Source organism: Halomonas sp. MES3-P3E (genome assembly GCF_002836035.1).
GTDB lineage: Bacteria > Pseudomonadota > Gammaproteobacteria > Pseudomonadales > Halomonadaceae > Vreelandella > Vreelandella arctica.
This window is the reverse complement of the sequence record NZ_PJBT01000192.1, coordinates 92,191-107,538: the sequence shown is the minus strand read 5'-3', so window position 1 is coordinate 107,538 and position 15,348 is coordinate 92,191. Positions and strand designations below refer to the sequence as shown.

At 58.3% G+C, this 15,348-nt stretch carries 14 protein-coding genes; 11 read left to right on the top strand and 3 right to left on the bottom strand.

Annotation, left to right across the window (positions count from 1 at the left end; translation table 11 throughout):
* The first annotated feature begins 2 nt into the window (after window positions 1–2).
* Window positions 3–2,078 (top strand): FUSC family protein, encoded by a 2,076-nt coding sequence (locus CXF87_RS20355; RefSeq protein WP_101147983.1) that lies wholly within the window; start codon window positions 3–5, stop codon window positions 2,076–2,078.
* A 76-nt stretch (window positions 2,079–2,154) separates the two neighbouring features.
* Here CXF87_RS20355 and CXF87_RS20350 read toward each other — a convergent pair whose 3' ends face one another.
* Window positions 2,155–3,087, bottom strand: coding sequence for an AraC family transcriptional regulator (locus CXF87_RS20350; protein WP_101147982.1), 933 nt, complete (start codon window positions 3,085–3,087; stop codon window positions 2,155–2,157).
* Window positions 3,088–3,256: 169 nt separating this feature from the next.
* Between CXF87_RS20350 and CXF87_RS20345 the strand changes: the two genes are divergently transcribed.
* The 5 genes from CXF87_RS20345 to CXF87_RS20325 all read left to right on the top strand — a co-directional run bounded on the left by CXF87_RS20345 (window position 3,257) and on the right by CXF87_RS20325 (window position 6,957).
* The gene (locus CXF87_RS20345; RefSeq protein ID WP_101147981.1) at window positions 3,257–4,000 is read left to right on the top strand and encodes an SDR family oxidoreductase; all 744 of its coding nucleotides are present in this window, start codon (window positions 3,257–3,259) and stop codon (window positions 3,998–4,000) included.
* A gap of 237 nt (window positions 4,001–4,237) precedes the next feature.
* Window positions 4,238–4,666, top strand: coding sequence for a DUF2231 domain-containing protein (locus CXF87_RS20340; RefSeq protein WP_101147980.1), 429 nt, complete (start codon window positions 4,238–4,240; stop codon window positions 4,664–4,666).
* Window positions 4,663–5,955 (top strand): PQQ-dependent sugar dehydrogenase, encoded by a 1,293-nt coding sequence (locus CXF87_RS20335; protein ID WP_101147979.1) that lies wholly within the window; start codon window positions 4,663–4,665, stop codon window positions 5,953–5,955. Before CXF87_RS20340 ends, CXF87_RS20335 begins: the two co-directional genes overlap by 4 nt.
* Before the next feature lie 80 nt (window positions 5,956–6,035).
* Complete coding sequence (locus tag CXF87_RS20330) at window positions 6,036–6,581, top strand: hypothetical protein (RefSeq protein WP_008957812.1); 546 nt, start codon at window positions 6,036–6,038, stop codon at window positions 6,579–6,581.
* Between the two features lie 79 nt (window positions 6,582–6,660).
* Window positions 6,661–6,957: a DUF1330 domain-containing protein gene (locus CXF87_RS20325; RefSeq protein WP_008957813.1), complete on the top strand. Its 297-nt coding sequence runs from the start codon at window positions 6,661–6,663 to the stop codon at window positions 6,955–6,957.
* A gap of 37 nt (window positions 6,958–6,994) precedes the next feature.
* On the opposite strand, the gene CXF87_RS20320 is transcribed toward CXF87_RS20325, so the two are convergent.
* The gene (locus CXF87_RS20320; protein WP_101147978.1) at window positions 6,995–9,121 is read right to left on the bottom strand and encodes a TonB-dependent siderophore receptor; all 2,127 of its coding nucleotides are present in this window, start codon (window positions 9,119–9,121) and stop codon (window positions 6,995–6,997) included.
* A 294-nt stretch (window positions 9,122–9,415) separates the two neighbouring features.
* On the opposite strand from CXF87_RS20320, the gene CXF87_RS20315 reads away from it, so the two are divergent.
* From CXF87_RS20315 to CXF87_RS20300, 4 genes are read left to right on the top strand one after another with little or no spacing between them, the layout of a single operon-like run.
* A complete protein-coding gene (locus CXF87_RS20315) occupies window positions 9,416–10,411 on the top strand; it encodes an iron-siderophore ABC transporter substrate-binding protein (RefSeq protein ID WP_101147977.1) in 996 nt (331 codons plus the stop codon).
* On the top strand, window positions 10,368–11,459 hold the full coding sequence (locus CXF87_RS20310) for a FecCD family ABC transporter permease (protein WP_232774980.1): 1,092 nt from the start codon (window positions 10,368–10,370) through the stop codon (window positions 11,457–11,459). Before CXF87_RS20315 ends, CXF87_RS20310 begins: the two co-directional genes overlap by 44 nt.
* Window positions 11,456–12,499, top strand: coding sequence for a FecCD family ABC transporter permease (locus CXF87_RS20305; RefSeq protein ID WP_101147976.1), 1,044 nt, complete (start codon window positions 11,456–11,458; stop codon window positions 12,497–12,499). The genes CXF87_RS20310 and CXF87_RS20305 overlap by 4 nt, the downstream gene beginning before the upstream one ends.
* On the top strand, window positions 12,496–13,344 hold the full coding sequence (locus CXF87_RS20300; protein ID WP_101147975.1) for an ABC transporter ATP-binding protein: 849 nt from the start codon (window positions 12,496–12,498) through the stop codon (window positions 13,342–13,344). Before CXF87_RS20305 ends, CXF87_RS20300 begins: the two co-directional genes overlap by 4 nt.
* 33 nt (window positions 13,345–13,377) lie before the next feature.
* On the opposite strand, the gene CXF87_RS20295 is transcribed toward CXF87_RS20300, so the two are convergent.
* On the bottom strand, window positions 13,378–14,577 hold the full coding sequence (locus tag CXF87_RS20295; RefSeq protein WP_101147974.1) for a Bcr/CflA family efflux MFS transporter: 1,200 nt from the start codon (window positions 14,575–14,577) through the stop codon (window positions 13,378–13,380).
* Window positions 14,578–14,789: 212 nt separating this feature from the next.
* Here CXF87_RS20295 and CXF87_RS20290 point away from each other — a divergent pair, with 212 nt between their 5' ends.
* Window positions 14,790–15,299, top strand: coding sequence for a cupin (locus CXF87_RS20290; RefSeq protein ID WP_101147973.1), 510 nt, complete (start codon window positions 14,790–14,792; stop codon window positions 15,297–15,299).
* Window positions 15,300–15,348 lie beyond the last annotated feature (49 nt).

Genomic DNA, 15,348 nt, shown 5'->3' with positions numbered 1-15,348 from the left:
CCATGTCACCGTTTCTTAGTACTTACCTGACACCCAACGCCACGGCGGTCAAATTCGCCATCAAGACGACCCTGGCCATGATGCTCGCGCTTTACATCGCGCTGCTGTTCGACCTGGAGCGCCCTTACTGGGCACTGATCTCGGCAGCATTTCTCCAGATCCGACCCATGAGTGGCATGGTGGTCGAAAAAGGCATCTGCCAGCTTGTCGGTACTTTTATCGGCGCAGTGGCGGGTATCACGATCATGGCACTCTTTGCCCAGGCCAGAATACCTGCGCTTATCGTGCTGACCGGCTGGATCATGCTGTGCACTTATGTCGGTTCGCTGTGGCGTAACAACTACACCTATGGTTGCCTGATGGCCGCCGTGACCGCGATGCTGATCGTGGTGATCTCCAGTGGCAGCACCCCGGCTGGCATCTTCGACATCGCCGTGGCACGCCTTTCAGAACTGGGGCTTGGCGCAGTGTGCGCCATGCTGGTCAGCTCACTGCTTTGGCCTTCCCATGTAGGCACCCACCTTGCCACCCAGGCTGACAGCGTCATCAATGAAGCCTTCGAGCATGCTGCCCTGCGCTTAGAAGCCAGTGACGATATTCCAGCCATGCAGAAGGCCCTGCGCAGCAGTCTAGGGCCGTTAACGCTGCTTGAAACCGATAGCCAGGCCGCTCGTTTTGAAGGCCCGGTGGGCCCCGGCCGAGTGCGTGCTACTCATGTTCTAACGCGGCGCACATTACGCTTTTTCGCCAACCTGCAGGCGCTTCACCAATTGATGCACGACCACGCCGACCGCCTTGCCCCTGAAAGTATCGAACTCGCGGGCGAGGTCGCAAAAGGCTTTCGCGATGCTGAACACGTCAAAGGAGTCATTGAGGCTAGAAAAGCCCTGCAGGCGTTACGCCATAGGGTTCATGAAAGTGAGGAAGAGGCCAGCTTAGCCCCTCTCGATCGTCGTCTCCGGTTGGGGCTACGTGAATCCATCGGTCACGCCATGATCATGCTCGACGCCCGCGAGGCGATAGCCTCACCGGCGAGCCACAAGCTTCGTTCGTCGCCACTGGCCTGGCACCGTGACCACCTCGCCGCCAGTATCAACGCCCTACGCTCGGGGCTGCTATTTTCGCTGCTGGCAACCTTCTGGATTGTCACTGCTTGGCAAAGCGCCATGATCGCGATGATGCTGGGCACGCTCTTCTCCGCCTTCTTCGCCAGCCGTGACAATCCCCTGGCGATTACCATGATGTTCTACAAGGGCATGCTGGCGGCAATCCCCAGCGCCTTTCTGTTCGGTCACGTGCTGCTCTCACAGGCCAACGGCTTCCCGATGCTGGCCATGCTGTTTGGCACGCCGCTGTTTCTAGGCCTGCTGGGCGCCACCAACCCAGCGACCATGGGTTACTGCCTGGCATTTACCATTTTCAATATCCTGCTCACCATGCCCGGCAACGGCATGGACTTCTCGTTCGACAGTTTCGCCAACCGGGTGGTGGCGGTAGTAATCGGGCTGAGCGCTGTGGTCATGGGCTTTCGGCTGCTGCCAGGCCTTGGCGCAAGGCTCAGGCGGCGGCGTCTGATCAAGGCCATATCCCGGGATATACACGAGCTTGGACGACGCTCGATTCGCGACGCCGAGACCCGTTTCAGCGGTCACATGGCAGACCGCCTGCTGCAGCTGGCCCAGCACGACGACATGCTGCCAGAGGACCAGCGCCATCTGTTTATTCTTGGTTTGACCGGGCTCGACCTGGGCACTGCAACGCTGCGCCTGCGTGACCGGCTGGATGATGCACCTCACCCGTTCATTCGCGACGCCCACCACCACCTGTTGCGCACGCTGGCAGAGGGGTTTGAAGCGAGCGCCAACGGGCGGCCACCCCAAGGGATTCGTGAAGCAGGCCAGCAGTTGGATGAGGCGATAAAGGCTTACGGCGACGTACCCGCCGACCGTCGGGTATTGTTGGAGGGCTTGATTGAGCGGCTCGAACTGGCCCTCGAGCGCCTGGCGCGCATCATGGCGAATCAGCCAACGCGGCCCCGCTCACCTCTCAAACGTCTATTCCCCGTCGATCAACCGTAGGTGCGTGCTGCGCCATCAACGCCACGACCCAATCGATAAACACGCACAGCTTGGCACTGACGTGCCTGCAGAAGGCTCAGGCACCTAGTCGTTGCGACGCCGCTGCATGACTGCTGTTCGCCTCGCTGGATTTTTGAAAGCGCAGCGCATCACGCTTTGGCGGCAGCTGGAAAAGGCGACCGTATTCGCGAGTGAACTGAGAAACACTTTCGTACCCCACCTCGAAGGCAGCATGGCTCGCGGAACACCCTTCATGGAGCATTAGGCGGCGCGCTTCGATCAAGCGCAGCCGTTGCTGGTACTGCCCCGGCGTAAGCGACGTCATGTGTTTGAAGTGCTTATGAAACGAGGTGAGGCTCATGCCTGCCTTTGTCGCCAATTGCTCCACCGGCACGCGCGATGTGTACTCGGCTCTCAAGATGTCAATGGCAGCGGCAAGACGGCTCGCGTAGCTATCAGGGTCGGCAATACCCCGCAAAGCGATGCCATGAGGGCCCGATAGCAGCCAATAGTGCAACTCCTGCATGATACCCGGGCGTAGAAGCGGTGCTGAGTCAGGGCGATCCAGCAGCTTCATCAGCCGTGATACGCAGTCAATCACCTCGGCTTCGGTATCTTCAGCAAATAGTGTCTGCATCTCAGATGGCCGCTGTGGCCGCGGCGTCCCTAAGTGAGCGGCAAGCTCGCGCAAGATAACCATGTCCAGTTCGACCGCGACCGCCAGATAGGGCTCGCTCGGATTCGCCTGGACTATCCGCCCGACGACAGGCATATCCGCGCTCACGATCGCGGATTCCCCCGCAGTTACCACTCTATTCTGGCGCCCGACCATCATCCGCTTTGCCCCTTGTAACACTAGGCAAACCAGCGGTTTATATATCGATTGCAAGTCACCAGCGGGGGTTTCTACACACATCATACTAAGCCCCGGCACACGGGATAACACCAAACCATCGCTATTAGCATGTTGCGTGGCATATGTCTGAACCGCTTGTATAAGTGAGTTCATCTGCTTTCCTCAAGCCACCCTCTCGACTCAAATTTAGCATGGCCGATAAGTTGTTTCTCCACACCTGCAGGATCAGGCAAGTTTTGCGCAGGTGTTGGCAAGCCCCACCGCCACCGAATTGTTAAAACATAGTGGCATCGAATCCTACAAATAGACGGAGAGTGAAACCATGAAAACATCAGGAAATACTATGCTTATCACCGGTGGCGGCTCCGGGATTGGCCGTGAACTTGCCTTACGCTTCAATGCTCTTGGCAACACCGTCATCGTCGCCGGTCGGCGCATGGAAACGCTGGAGGAGACCATTGCTGGTCAGCGCGATATGCACGCGATGGTCGCCGATATCGAGGACCCAAAAGCCATTACTACCTTTGCAGAGCGTGTCGTCGCTGAGCACCCCAACCTCAATGTACTGATCAACAATGCGGGCATTATGCGGCGCGAAGACGTGTCCTGCACCCGCGATTTGAGCGATGCCGAGCAGACGGTCACTGCCAATCTGCTCGGGCCAATTCGGCTAACGAACGCACTGACCGACCATCTGGTAAAGCAGCCAGACGCGGCAATCGTGAACGTCTCCTCCGGGTTGGCGTTTGTACCGTTAAGCGGTACGCCTACCTATAACGCCACGAAGGCAGCCATCCACTCCTACACAATCTCCCTACGCGAACAGCTCAAGGGTAAGGTCGAGCTCATCGAGCTCGCTCCTCCCGCCGTACAGACAGAGCTGACGCCAGGCCAGTCGACCCGGGAAGGCTATATGCCGCTCAATGACTACATCGAAGAAGTCATGACGCTGTTTAGCCAACAACCGACACCCAAGGAAATTCTGGTGGAGAAAGTGAAGTTCCTGCGCTGGGCAGAGCGGGATGGACACTTCGATCAAGCGGTCGAAATGCTCAGTAAGATGTGACTTCCCCCGCATCTCCTCACAAAAAGCGGTCTCGTGGCAGCATTAAAGAGTTCTTATGGTAAGCATTCATGAGCATCACGTGCGGCTAACCACCTGCCCGCTTCGCTTTGGGCAAGTTTTTGATCGTCAACTATACTCCCCCCTGACGAACATGATGTCGTTGCCTGGGATGGCTTGGCGTTTAGCGTCGGTCAATCTAGGTAAATTAATTAGCTTGAACAGCATAAGGAGTTTGCCGTGACAGCCACTGACAATCGCACTTATCGAAGCGGGCTGAATCCGCTTCACGCCACACTGCTTGCTGGCACTATCCCTCTCTTTTTGGGCGCCACGCTAAGTGATTACGCCTACTCAACGACCTACCATATTCAATGGGCTACCTTTGCTTCCTGGTTAAACGTGGGTGGGCTTGTATTCACAGGGCTTGCATTTTTATGTGCCATTATTGGCTTCTTTCGCGCTTCGCACCGCGGCCTGGCGCACATGATTTACCCAGCGCTACTACTGCTGACAGGGATACTGGCTTTTGTTAATGCGCTGGCGCATGCGCGGGACGCCTGGGCCATGATGCCTGCTGGCTTTGCCCTCTCCATTGTTGTTGTTTTATTGGCCGGCACAGCCACGTGGGTCGGTTTTTCTCGCCTAGGCACTGGAGGTAAGTCATGAAGCTTCCCAGCCTCTACGCTGCACCTCTCTCGGTGCTTTTGATGGCAGGTAGCGCCAGCGCCCAAGACGCACAACAGTACGGCCCAAACCCTGACCTTGCTGAACCGCAACGCGGGCTTTTGCCCGACATGACAATTCCCGAGCCCGCTGAATGGGGGGGCCAGTCACCCACCGTTCCCGACGGCTACACCATTACCGCCATTGCGACGGATCTTCAGATACCGCGTCAAACGTTGGTGCTGCCTAACGGCGACATTCTGGTGGCCGAAGGTAGCGGCGGCAACGCGCCTCAGTTGAAGCCGAAAGATTTCATTGCCGGATATATCAAAAGCCAGGGCACCACCACTGTTGAGAGCGGCAATCGCTTAACCCTGCTGCGCGATGAAAATGGCGATGGCAACTACGAGCAGTCGGTGTTTGCCGAAGACCTCAACGCGCCCTACGGGCTGGCGTTAGTTGATAACAATCTCTATGTGGCCAACCAGGATGCGGTCGTTCGCTTTGACTACGAAGAAGGCCAAACCGAGGCCAGCGGGCCACCGGAGGAGCTTACCAAGCTACCGGCTGAAATCAATCACCACTGGACGAAAGCGATGACCGCCAGCGCCGACGGTGAATTCTTGTACGTGGGTATTGGCTCCAACAGCAATATCACCGAACGCGGCATGGCAGCGGAGGTTAACCGCGCCGAGGTGTGGGAAATTGATGCCGAAACGGGCATGCATCGGCCTTATGCCACCGGGCTGCGCAATCCAACCGCGCTGACCATTCAGCCAGACACTGACCAGCTATGGGCCGTGGTCAACGAGCGCGACGAGCTAGGCCCCGACCTGGTGCCTGACTACCTTACGACTGTTCAGGAAGGTGGTTTCTACGGCTGGCCGTATAGCTATTGGGGCCAGAATGTCGACCCCCGCGTTCGCCCACAGGACCCTGAAAAGGTCGAGTCGGCGATTGCCCCTGATTACAGCCTGGGTTCGCATGTGGCACCGCTAGGCCTCGCCTTTTCTACCCCCGAAATGGGCGATGAGTTCGCTGAAGGTGTGTTTATCGGCGAGCACGGCAGTTGGAATCGCGCCGACCCCGTTGGCTATAAGGTCGTCTTTGTGCCCTTCAGCGATGGCAGCCCTTCTGGCGACCCCATTGATTTCGTCTCCGGTTTTCTGACTGAAGAGGGTCAAACCCGCGGTCGCCCGGTCGGCGTCACCATCGACCCCGAAGGCGCCCTTATCATCGCTGATGACCTGACGAACGCCGTTTGGCGTGTCACCTATGAAGGTGACGAATAAGACGCTTAAATCAACAGCGTGAGCAAGGCGGCAGCCGCTTGGGCTGCCGCCTTTTCCGTTTGATCTAAAAAGGACCTTATATGATCGAGTCACTTGAAGAGCTCGAGGCCATCAAGCAATCGTGCCGCTCGATGGTTACGAAGAGCTCGGGCCTTTCCGCGGGCACCGCCATCATTCCCATCCCAGGCGTGAACATCGGGTCGGATGTCGCCATATTGCTGCGGTTAATTCCCAAGATTAACGAAAAATTTGGCTTATCGCCTGAACAGATCGAGAGCCTGGATACAGAGACCCGGCTATTTGTCATGAACTCCATTTCAACGACCGGCAGCAAGATGGCGGGCAAATACATCACCCGTAAACTGCTCATGATGACGTTCAAAAGGATGACTGGCAGGATATCGGCAAAAAGTGCGTCTAAGTATGTACCCTTCCTGGGCAGCGCCATTGCGGGCGGGATCAGCTTCGCCACCATGAAGTATTTGGGCAACAGCCATATCGACGACTGTTACGAGATAATCCTGGCAACGCTGGAAAACGACCAACTGGAGCCCGTGGCGTTGATAGCGTCAGCGCCTGAACCAGTGCCGCCCCTGACAGCCGATATTTCCAGTAAAGCTGAATAACGATCTTTCTAATGTGGCTCCGCTGTTAGGCGGTGATATGCTCTAGCGGATTGATTAACGATGACATCAGGAGAACTGAATGCCCGCTTATGTCGTACTGACCCGCGAACACACCCACGATGCTCAGGAGATGGAGCGCTACGGCGAGAAGGCGAAAGCCGCTCGTGAAGGCCACGACCCGCAGCCGCTCGCCTTCTACGGTGATTTTGAAGTGCTGGAAGGCAGCGCCATGGAAGGGGCCGTGATTCTGCGCTTCCCCGATATGGCTGCCGCCCGCGCCTGGTATGAAAGCCCCGCCTACCAGGAAGCTCGCAAGCACCGCTTCCAGGGCGCCGACTACCGCGTCTTTATCGTTGACGGTGTTCAAGAAGCGTAAAGCGCCTCCCCCCGCCTTTAAAAGCGGGGGAAGTACATCACCAGCGATAGCTCACTTTAGCGCTGATTTCGCGCCCCGGATTATAGTAATCAGCCGTGCTGGAACCGACCACGTGCTGCTCATCGAGCAAGTTGCTGACATTGACGGCCAGGTCGGCATCTTGGGTGAGCTGGTAGCTGAAGGCTGCATCGAAGAGCGTGGCCGCACTGCTCTTGGACGTATTGGCGGCGTCAAAGTAGTAGGAGCCGACATAACGGGCGCCAAGGCCAACACTCATGTCCTGGCGTGGCAAGGTATAGTAGCCCCACAACGACGCCGTATGTTTGGGTGCCGCAGTAAACTCGTTCCCTTCTCTGGCTGCATTGCTGTCGCGCACCACTTCCGACTCCATATAGGAGTAACCACCCGCTAGGCTAAGGCTATCGGTCAATTCAGCCTTGGCCTCAAGATCAATACCCCGCACGCGGGACTCACCCACGGTTTCCCGCTCGATAACGCCATTGTCCTGTACCACCGAGATAGTGACATCATCTCTGGTCAGGTCATAAATGGACGCCGAAAACAGCGCATTGGTACCGAATGGAGCGTATTTCGCGCCAATCTCATACTGCTCGCCCCTCTCGGGCTCGACACCAACTGTGGGCGGTGCGACAGACTCCACCATGCTGACATAAGCGGAAACTTCGTCGGTGACGCGATAGGTCAGCGCGCCACGAACGGAGTTTTCCGAATAGTCGGCGGAATCAGTGTCACCCGCCATGTTCGTGCTGGAGATATCCAGGCCATCGTTGCGCACGCCCGCCGTCACGATAAATCGATCATAAAAGGACAAGTTCTGGGTCAGGAAGACCGACTCGGTGGTGAAGTCCTGCTTATTGCTGCTGTAGACGTTCAGGGTACTCGGGGCACCGCTAAAGACGGGATTTGCGATATCAATGGAGGTCGCATCCCCGTAAAACGAACTGTCTTCGGTTGAAGCATCGCGATACTCGACACCCACGAGCGTGCTGCTATCGACCTGATCAAAGCGGGCATCGTATTGCAGAATAGCGTTGCCGATCAGCTCCTGAGCTTCGTTGTCGGTACCAAAGTAGTCGCGATCCACCACGCTGCCAACTCGCGCCGCAGAGTCAGTGATATAGACATAGCCGAAGTCGTCGGTCAGGTCGCTGTAACGCAAGTTGCCCCGCAACGTCAGGCCGTTGTTGAAATCATGGGTGAGCTGTCCGGTAAGGCTGGTACGCTCGACATCATGATAATTAAAGCCAGGCTCACCAAAGAACTCGCTGCGATCATACTCACGGTCAAGCGGATAACCACCGCTGTTAGGGGTGTCGTCACGCTTCAGGTAATCGAAGATAACACTGGCTGACGTGGCATCCGTTGGCTCCCAGGTCAGGCCGCCCATCAAGAAACCATTGTTGTCTTTCGAGTGATCGTACTCGCGATCGCTGTCTCGGATGGTGCCGGTAAAGCGGTAGGCCACTGTCTCGTCAGCGTTCAATGTGTCACCCACATCAACACCGGCCTCTTTTGCATCAAATGAACCGTAGGAGAGATAGCCCTCTCCAAACCGCTCAAACAGTGGCCGCTTGCTGACAAAGTTGACCGAACCGCCCGGATCCGCGGGACCAAATAGAGTGGAGTTGGCCCCACGCAACACCTCGACGCGCTCATAGGCGTAAGGCTCCTCACGCACACCCCGCATTGAGCCTAGCGTCAGCCCGTCACGGTAGGTGGTCGCCTGAAAGCCCCGGATTTGGAAATAGTCATTACGGTCATCGGTGCCGTAATAATCGGTGAGAACGCCAGGCGTATATTGCAGCACTTCCTCAGTGGTTGAGGCGTTGCGCTGCTCGATCTCCTTCTCAGTGATGACTGACACAGAGGCCGGCGTATCGAGAATACTGGTGGCCACTTTGCCGCCCACCCACAGCTCTTGAGCAACGATCGAGTTGGCATCATCATCAGCGTAGGCCTGGGCATTGACGATAATGGGAGTGAGGCGATACCCCTCATTATCGTCACTGCCATCGCCGGTTTCCTGTGCGTTCCCAATCATGGGAAGTGTGACCAGCGTCGTGCCGCACAGAATGGCTGTCGTGGTCTGCTGCCACCGCAAGCGGCTTGCGTTACGCCGGACGGTGCCTTTGCTATCAGTCATGTTGAAGATCCCTTGAAATAATTAAACCGGCCCTGCTCGCCTTATAATTTTCTTTTGAAAAGCCGGGAGAGTATCCGAAGCTAGCATCACCGAGTCAATAGTGCTAATGTCAATCATAATCATTTGTTTTAAAAATAGCGACCACACTGGCAACACGCCATACGTTATTGGAGCCACTTGCCAAGCCCACTGACACCGCGAACTTACCTCTCGGATATCACGCTATTGCAAAGAGCGTTTTCAAAGGGCTTTAGCAAAGAGCTATTTCAAAGACTCAAGCTTTCGGAGGAAGCGATGGCATCGCTCCATCAACGTCTGGCCGCCTGTGTGGCCCTTCTCACTGCGTGCAGCCTTGGCGCTGCTCCCGTTGGCGCGCAGCAATATCCCCTTGAAATCGAACATGCTCTGGGCACAACCGTGCTTTCTGAGAAGCCCGAACGGGTAGCGACCGTGGCCTGGGCCAATCACGAAGTGCCGCTGGCGCTTGGCGTGATACCGGTCGGCTTTGCCGCTGCCAACTTTGGCGATGACAACGACAACGGGCTGCTGCCCTGGGTGGAAGCCCGGTTTGAAGAGCTAGGTAGCGCGCCCCCGCCCCTGTTCGATGAAGGCGATGGGATTGATTTTGAAGCCGTGGCTGCCAGCCAGCCCGATGTGATTCTGGCGGCCTACTCGGGGTTGAGCCAAGCGGACTACAACACCTTGAGCCAGATTGCCCCGGTGGTGGCCTACCCCCAAGGTCCCTGGGCAACCGACTGGCGGGATATGATTCAACTGAACAGCGCCGGACTAGGCATGGCGGAGGAAGGCCAGGCGCTCATCGAGCAAATCGAGACACAGATTGCCGACACCGCCGACAACCACCCAGAGCTAGCGGGCAAGACAGCCATGTTCGTGACCCACCTTGACCCCACTAACCTGGGGCGCATTTCGTTCTACACCGACAACGACGCGCGGGTGCGGTTTTTTCATGACCTCGGGCTAGTCTCGCCTGAAGTCGTCAAACAGAACTCCACTCCCGGTAAATTTGCTGGCGAAATCAGCTCTGAATTGATCGACGAGCTCAACGACGTGGATATTCTCGTCACTTACGGTGGTCAGCCGCTGATCGATCAGCTCAACGCGCACCCGCTCACCTCCCGCCTGCCAGTAGTAGAAAACGGCGCCATTGTCATGCTCGGCAACACGCCGCTGGGCACGGCGGCCAACCCTACCCCCATGTCGATTTCATGGCTATTGGACGATTATGCAGACCTGCTCTCAGAAGCCGCACGCAAGTCACAGCAGTAGCGTCCCGGCGTCTGGCTCAAGCGTTAATCGCGCTGTCGCTCTTCGCATCAAACGCAATGCTGCCCAGCGGTTGTCCGGTGGCGCAGCGCTGCTTGTTCTGCTCGGCCTTGCCGCCACGCTCTCTGTCGCGTTTGGCGCCCGAGAAGTAGGCTGGTCGGAAATCGTCGCCGCGCTGAGCGGCCAAGTAGAAACCATGGGCGATGCCGCCGTGGCCAGCCGCCTGCCACGCACGTTACTTGCCATGCTGGCGGGAGCCGCGCTAGGCGTTTCTGGTGGAGTCATGCAGGGCCTGACCCGTAACCCACTGGCCGACCCCGGCCTTCTGGGCGTCAACGCCGGAGCGGCGCTGGCGGTGGTGATTGGCATTGCCTGGTTCGGTATCGATGAGACGACCAGCTACATCTGGACAGCCATAGCTGGCGCCGGTATCGCAGCCTGTGCGGTTTACGCGATTGCCAGCCTTGGCCGGGGCGGCGCCACGCCGCTCAGGCTGGCACTGGCAGGTGCCGCCATCACCGCGGCACTTAGCTCGCTGACGACCGCCGTAGTGTTGCCGCGTGGCGATATCGGTGGGCTGGTGCAATCCTGGTTAGTCGGCGGCGTGGGCGGCGCGACCTATGGCCAGTTGCTGCCGGTGCTGCCCTTTCTGGCGACGGGGTTTGTGATCACCTTACTCGCCGCGCGCAAACTCAATATGCTGGCGCTGGGCGACGACACCGCCGCCGGGCTGGGTGAGAAGGTAGCGGTAGCTCGAGCCATGTCGGCGGTGGGCGCGGTACTGCTATGCGGTTCGATTACCGCCGTGTGTGGCCCGATTGGTTTTGTAGGACTGGTGGTGCCCCACGCCTGCCGCCTGCTTGCGGGCGGCGATTACCGCTGGCTGCTGCCCTTCTCTGCTTTGGGTGGTGCAGTACTACTGACGTTTTCAGACGTGGCCGGGCGGCTGGTGGCCCACCCATCGGAGCTGGACGTTGGCATTGTGACCGCCTTTATCGGTGCGCCGGTGTTTATCTGGATTGTGCGCAACCGCAAGGTAGGCTCGCTATGAACCAGCCGCCCCTCAACGCGATCAGCCACTTCCGACACATCCGCCGGACGAACGCCAGGCACCGCGCACGCATCATGGCGGTGCTTGTTGCCTGTCTTTTAGCAGGCGTGCTATTAACCCTGATGCTGGGACAGTCCTTCACCCCGCTAACCACGGTGCTACGCATACTTGGCGGTGCGGAAGTGCCTGGCGCTGGTTTCACCGTGCGTGAGCTGCGCCTGCCCAGGGCCATCGTTTCAGTGCTGGTAGGCGCCTGTTTTGGCCTGGGCGGCATCGCCTTTCAGACCATGCTGCGCAACCCGCTGGCAAGCCCGGACATCATTGGCATCAGCACCGGCGCCAGTACCGGCGCCGTGTTTGCCATCGTGGTGCTATCGCTGAGCGGCCCGGCGGTGTCGATGGTGGCGATTGCTGCAGGGCTGGGCGTGGCGCTGTTGATTTACACGCTCTCCTGGCGCCAGGGCGTGACCGGCGGTCGGTTGATTCTGATTGGTATCGGATTGGCCGCGATGCTGCAAAGCGTGACCGCCTACCTGCTGATGCGCGCACCCAGCTGGACACTGCAAGAGGCCCTGCGCTGGCTCACCGGTAGCGTCAACGGCGCACAGCTAGATCAAGCGCTGCCGCTGTTGATTGCCCTGCTCCTGTTCGGCGGACTATTGCTAAGCTGCCGCCGCGATCTTGAAACTCTGCGCATGGGTGACGACCTTGCCGCCGGGCTGGGTGTTCGCTTGGCGGTGACGCGGGTGATCGTAATCATCACCGCGGTGGCACTGGTGGCGTTTGCCACCGCCGTTTCCGGCCCGGTGGCCTTTGTAGCGTTCCTTTCCGGCCCCATTGCGGCGCGGCTGATGGGCCGCAACGGCTCGCTGCTGGTGCCCGCCGCTCTGGTAGGTGCTCTGTTGGTGCTGCTGGGGGATTACGCCGGACAGTTCCTGCTGCCCGCCCGCTATCCGGTCGGCATCGTGACCGGCGTATTAGGTGCGCCTTATCTTCTCTACTTAATACTTCGCGACAACAAAACCCGAGGCACTCTATGAGCGCTTGCTCACTTCTCGCCCAAGGCCTGGTGGCAGGCTACGGGGAACGCACCATTCTGCATGACGTTAGCCTGACCGTGCCCGCCGGTCAGACCACCGCCATTGTGGGTGCCAACGCCTGTGGAAAATCGACGCTTTTGCGCGTGCTTTCACGATTACTGACACCCACCCAGGGCAGTGTGCTGCTGGAGGGTAACGACATCCACCAGCTACCCACCCGCCGCTTGGCGCAGCAACTTGGGTTTCTGCCGCAATCGCCCATCGCCCCGGAAGGCATTAGCGTGCTCGAGCTGGTCAGCCGAGGCCGCCACCCGCACCAGGGGCTATTCAAACGCTGGAGCGCGGCCGATGAGACTGCCGTCGCCGACGCCCTGGCCGCCACCCATATGAGCGAGCTGGCCGAACGCCATGTAGACGAGCTTTCCGGCGGGCAGCGCCAGCGGGTGTGGATCGCCATGGCGCTGGCCCAACAAACCAAAGTGCTGCTGCTGGATGAGCCCACTACCTTTCTGGATATCAACCACCAGGTCGACGTGCTGGATCTTCTCACCGACCTAAACCGACAGCGCGGCACCACCATCGTGATGGTACTCCACGAACTCAACCTGGCCGCCCGCTACGCCGACCAACTGGTCGCCATGGCTAACGGCCAGGTGTACGTAGTAGGCCCACCAGAAAAGATTCTGACCGAGCAGATGGTCCGGGAGGTATTTGGCCTGGAGAGCCGGGTGATCGAAGACCCCGTCACCGGCAAACCGATGATGATACCGCTCGGGCGACATAGCGGGCACCACACCGCCAACGACACATGTTCACGAACTAAAAAAGCCCCATGTTTTGGTTAACACAAGGCTTTTAGCAAGAGCGCGCCGTCTGACCTAGAGCACCTCGCCAGCGGCACGCCCTTTGATGATAGAGCGGGCAAGCATCAGATACGCCACCGAGCCACAGGCGGCCATAGCCAGAATGACCGTTTCAAGCGTATGCGGCACCATGGCGGACAATGCGCTCAGCAGCCCGGCGACACCGAACTGGGCTGCGCCCAGAAGCGCTGCGGCCGTCCCGCCACTGGTGGGAAAAAACTCCAAAAAACAGGCCTGAATATTCGGCGAGATCGCCCCTATCGAGCCGATGGTCAGCATCATGGGGGGCAGGAAGGCATACATCGGCCAATCCATAAAGGCAGCCATCACCAGCAATACTACGCCAACTGCCTGACAGCCCGTTGCCAACTGCAGGATAAGCAGCGAAGACAGCCTGGAAAGCATCGCCCGATTGAGAATATTGAAGATAAGCATAGCGACGATATTCGCCGCAAACAGTATCGAAAAGGCCGAAGGTGACTGGCCGAAATGCCCCTGATAGATAAATGACGCATAGGTGATGAACATCATCAGGGTAGAAAAAGAAGCGGCCTGCCAAACGATGAACGGCAGGGCCGGCTTGGTCGACAGTACCAGTTTGTAACGCGCCAGCAGGCTCATCTTAGGGCTTTTCGCTCGAGACACCTTGCCCGTACCGGTAAAGATCACCCGCACCAACAACGGCACCAGCAATAACGCGTATACCGCCAAGGCGAAAAAGATAGTGTGCCAGGAACCCAGCGCCAGAATCGCGCTGCCTACGCTCGGAGCAATGCCAGGTGCCAGCACCATGATAAAGCCCATCATCGAAAACAGTTTCGCGGCGTCGCGGCCCGCCACTCGGTCGCGTACCAGCGCCGGTACAGATACCAGAGTAAAACCGGCGCCAAGGGCTTGAACGGCCCGCCCGCTGAGTAGCATGTTTAAAGAATCCGCCACACCAATAACAACGCTTGAAAGCGCAAAAATCGCCAGCCCGCTCATCAAAACACGCTGGCGCCCGAAGCGGTCTGAAAGCGCACCGCCGATTAACTGCCCCAACGCCATCGCGAATACATACACCGAAACACTCAACGATACCGCCTGCTGAGAAACCCCCAGCGATTCGCCGATAACCGGAAAAGCCGGCAGGTACGTGTCCATGGAAAACGGGCCCAGCATCATGGTCAATGCCAAGCTCAGTACCACAATGAAGGGCGTTTTAGATTGGGTCATAGAAGCTCGCGGTAATAAGGACGTAATGATGGACAACATCAAGGATATGATACCGACTGATGCTATCAAGGCAATCGAACAGAAAACGAGGGATACGCTGCTTGGCGGTAATCGACTAAATACGCAGCCAGCCCGTTATCGGTTAGCTCGGCTATGCAAAAGAGTGTGCTCAAAGCTATTCTAAAAACACACCCCCCAACGAGGAGACCAGGATGCCGATCCCCCAGCCCGAATTACTCCATTTTGACAGCGATAAAGCGACCGGCTACCCCAACTCCCCTCTCCCGGTGCTGGTTTATCGCCAGGTTCTCGACCTCAGCAATGCCGAGGAACGGGCCGAGTCGTTCGAAGCCATGTTCAAACGCCACGGCTGGCCACCAGCGTGGCGCTACCACCTGTATGACTTTGACCACTTTCACTCCACTGCCCATGAAGCACTGGGCATCTTCCGAGGGCAGGCCCGGGCACGGCTGGGAGGCCCTAACGGCCAGGAACTGATGCTTTACGCAGGCGATGTGCTAGTGCTGCCAGCGGGCGTTGGGCATGCCAGCCTGGAGGCGGACGATGATTTCTGCATGGTAGGCGCCTACCCACCAGGGCAAGAGCCGGAAATAGAGCGCGGCGACCCCGCACAGTTTGCAGCAGCACAATCGCGAGTCGCTGCCGTGACATTACCCAAGGATTCCCCGGTAGGCGGGCCACTTACAGGGCTGTGGCGCTAAGGCGACTGTTGATCAACTGTTCGATGGACGGGTCAGGTAGCCGGTGGCT

What these genes read in the sequence shown, in the direction of transcription:
- CXF87_RS20355 (WP_101147983.1), top strand. Translation starts at nt 3, where the DNA reads ATGTCACCGTTTCTTAGTACTTACCTGACACCCAACGCCACGGCGGTC.
- CXF87_RS20300 (WP_101147975.1), top strand. Translation starts at nt 12,496, where the DNA reads ATGAGCGCTTGCTCACTTCTCGCCCAAGGCCTGGTGGCAGGCTACGGG.
- CXF87_RS20330 (WP_008957812.1), top strand. Translation starts at nt 6,036, where the DNA reads ATGATCGAGTCACTTGAAGAGCTCGAGGCCATCAAGCAATCGTGCCGC.
- CXF87_RS20295 (WP_101147974.1), bottom strand. Translation starts at nt 14,577, where the DNA reads ATGACCCAATCTAAAACGCCCTTCATTGTGGTACTGAGCTTGGCATTG.
- CXF87_RS20315 (WP_101147977.1), top strand. Translation starts at nt 9,416, where the DNA reads ATGGCATCGCTCCATCAACGTCTGGCCGCCTGTGTGGCCCTTCTCACT.
- CXF87_RS20310 (WP_232774980.1), top strand. Translation starts at nt 10,368, where the DNA reads ATGCAGACCTGCTCTCAGAAGCCGCACGCAAGTCACAGCAGTAGCGTC.
- CXF87_RS20305 (WP_101147976.1), top strand. Translation starts at nt 11,456, where the DNA reads ATGAACCAGCCGCCCCTCAACGCGATCAGCCACTTCCGACACATCCGC.
- CXF87_RS20350 (WP_101147982.1), bottom strand. Translation starts at nt 3,087, where the DNA reads ATGAACTCACTTATACAAGCGGTTCAGACATATGCCACGCAACATGCT.
- CXF87_RS20325 (WP_008957813.1), top strand. Translation starts at nt 6,661, where the DNA reads ATGCCCGCTTATGTCGTACTGACCCGCGAACACACCCACGATGCTCAG.
- CXF87_RS20290 (WP_101147973.1), top strand. Translation starts at nt 14,790, where the DNA reads ATGCCGATCCCCCAGCCCGAATTACTCCATTTTGACAGCGATAAAGCG.
- CXF87_RS20335 (WP_101147979.1), top strand. Translation starts at nt 4,663, where the DNA reads ATGAAGCTTCCCAGCCTCTACGCTGCACCTCTCTCGGTGCTTTTGATG.
- CXF87_RS20320 (WP_101147978.1), bottom strand. Translation starts at nt 9,121, where the DNA reads ATGACTGATAGCAAAGGCACCGTCCGGCGTAACGCAAGCCGCTTGCGG.
- CXF87_RS20345 (WP_101147981.1), top strand. Translation starts at nt 3,257, where the DNA reads ATGAAAACATCAGGAAATACTATGCTTATCACCGGTGGCGGCTCCGGG.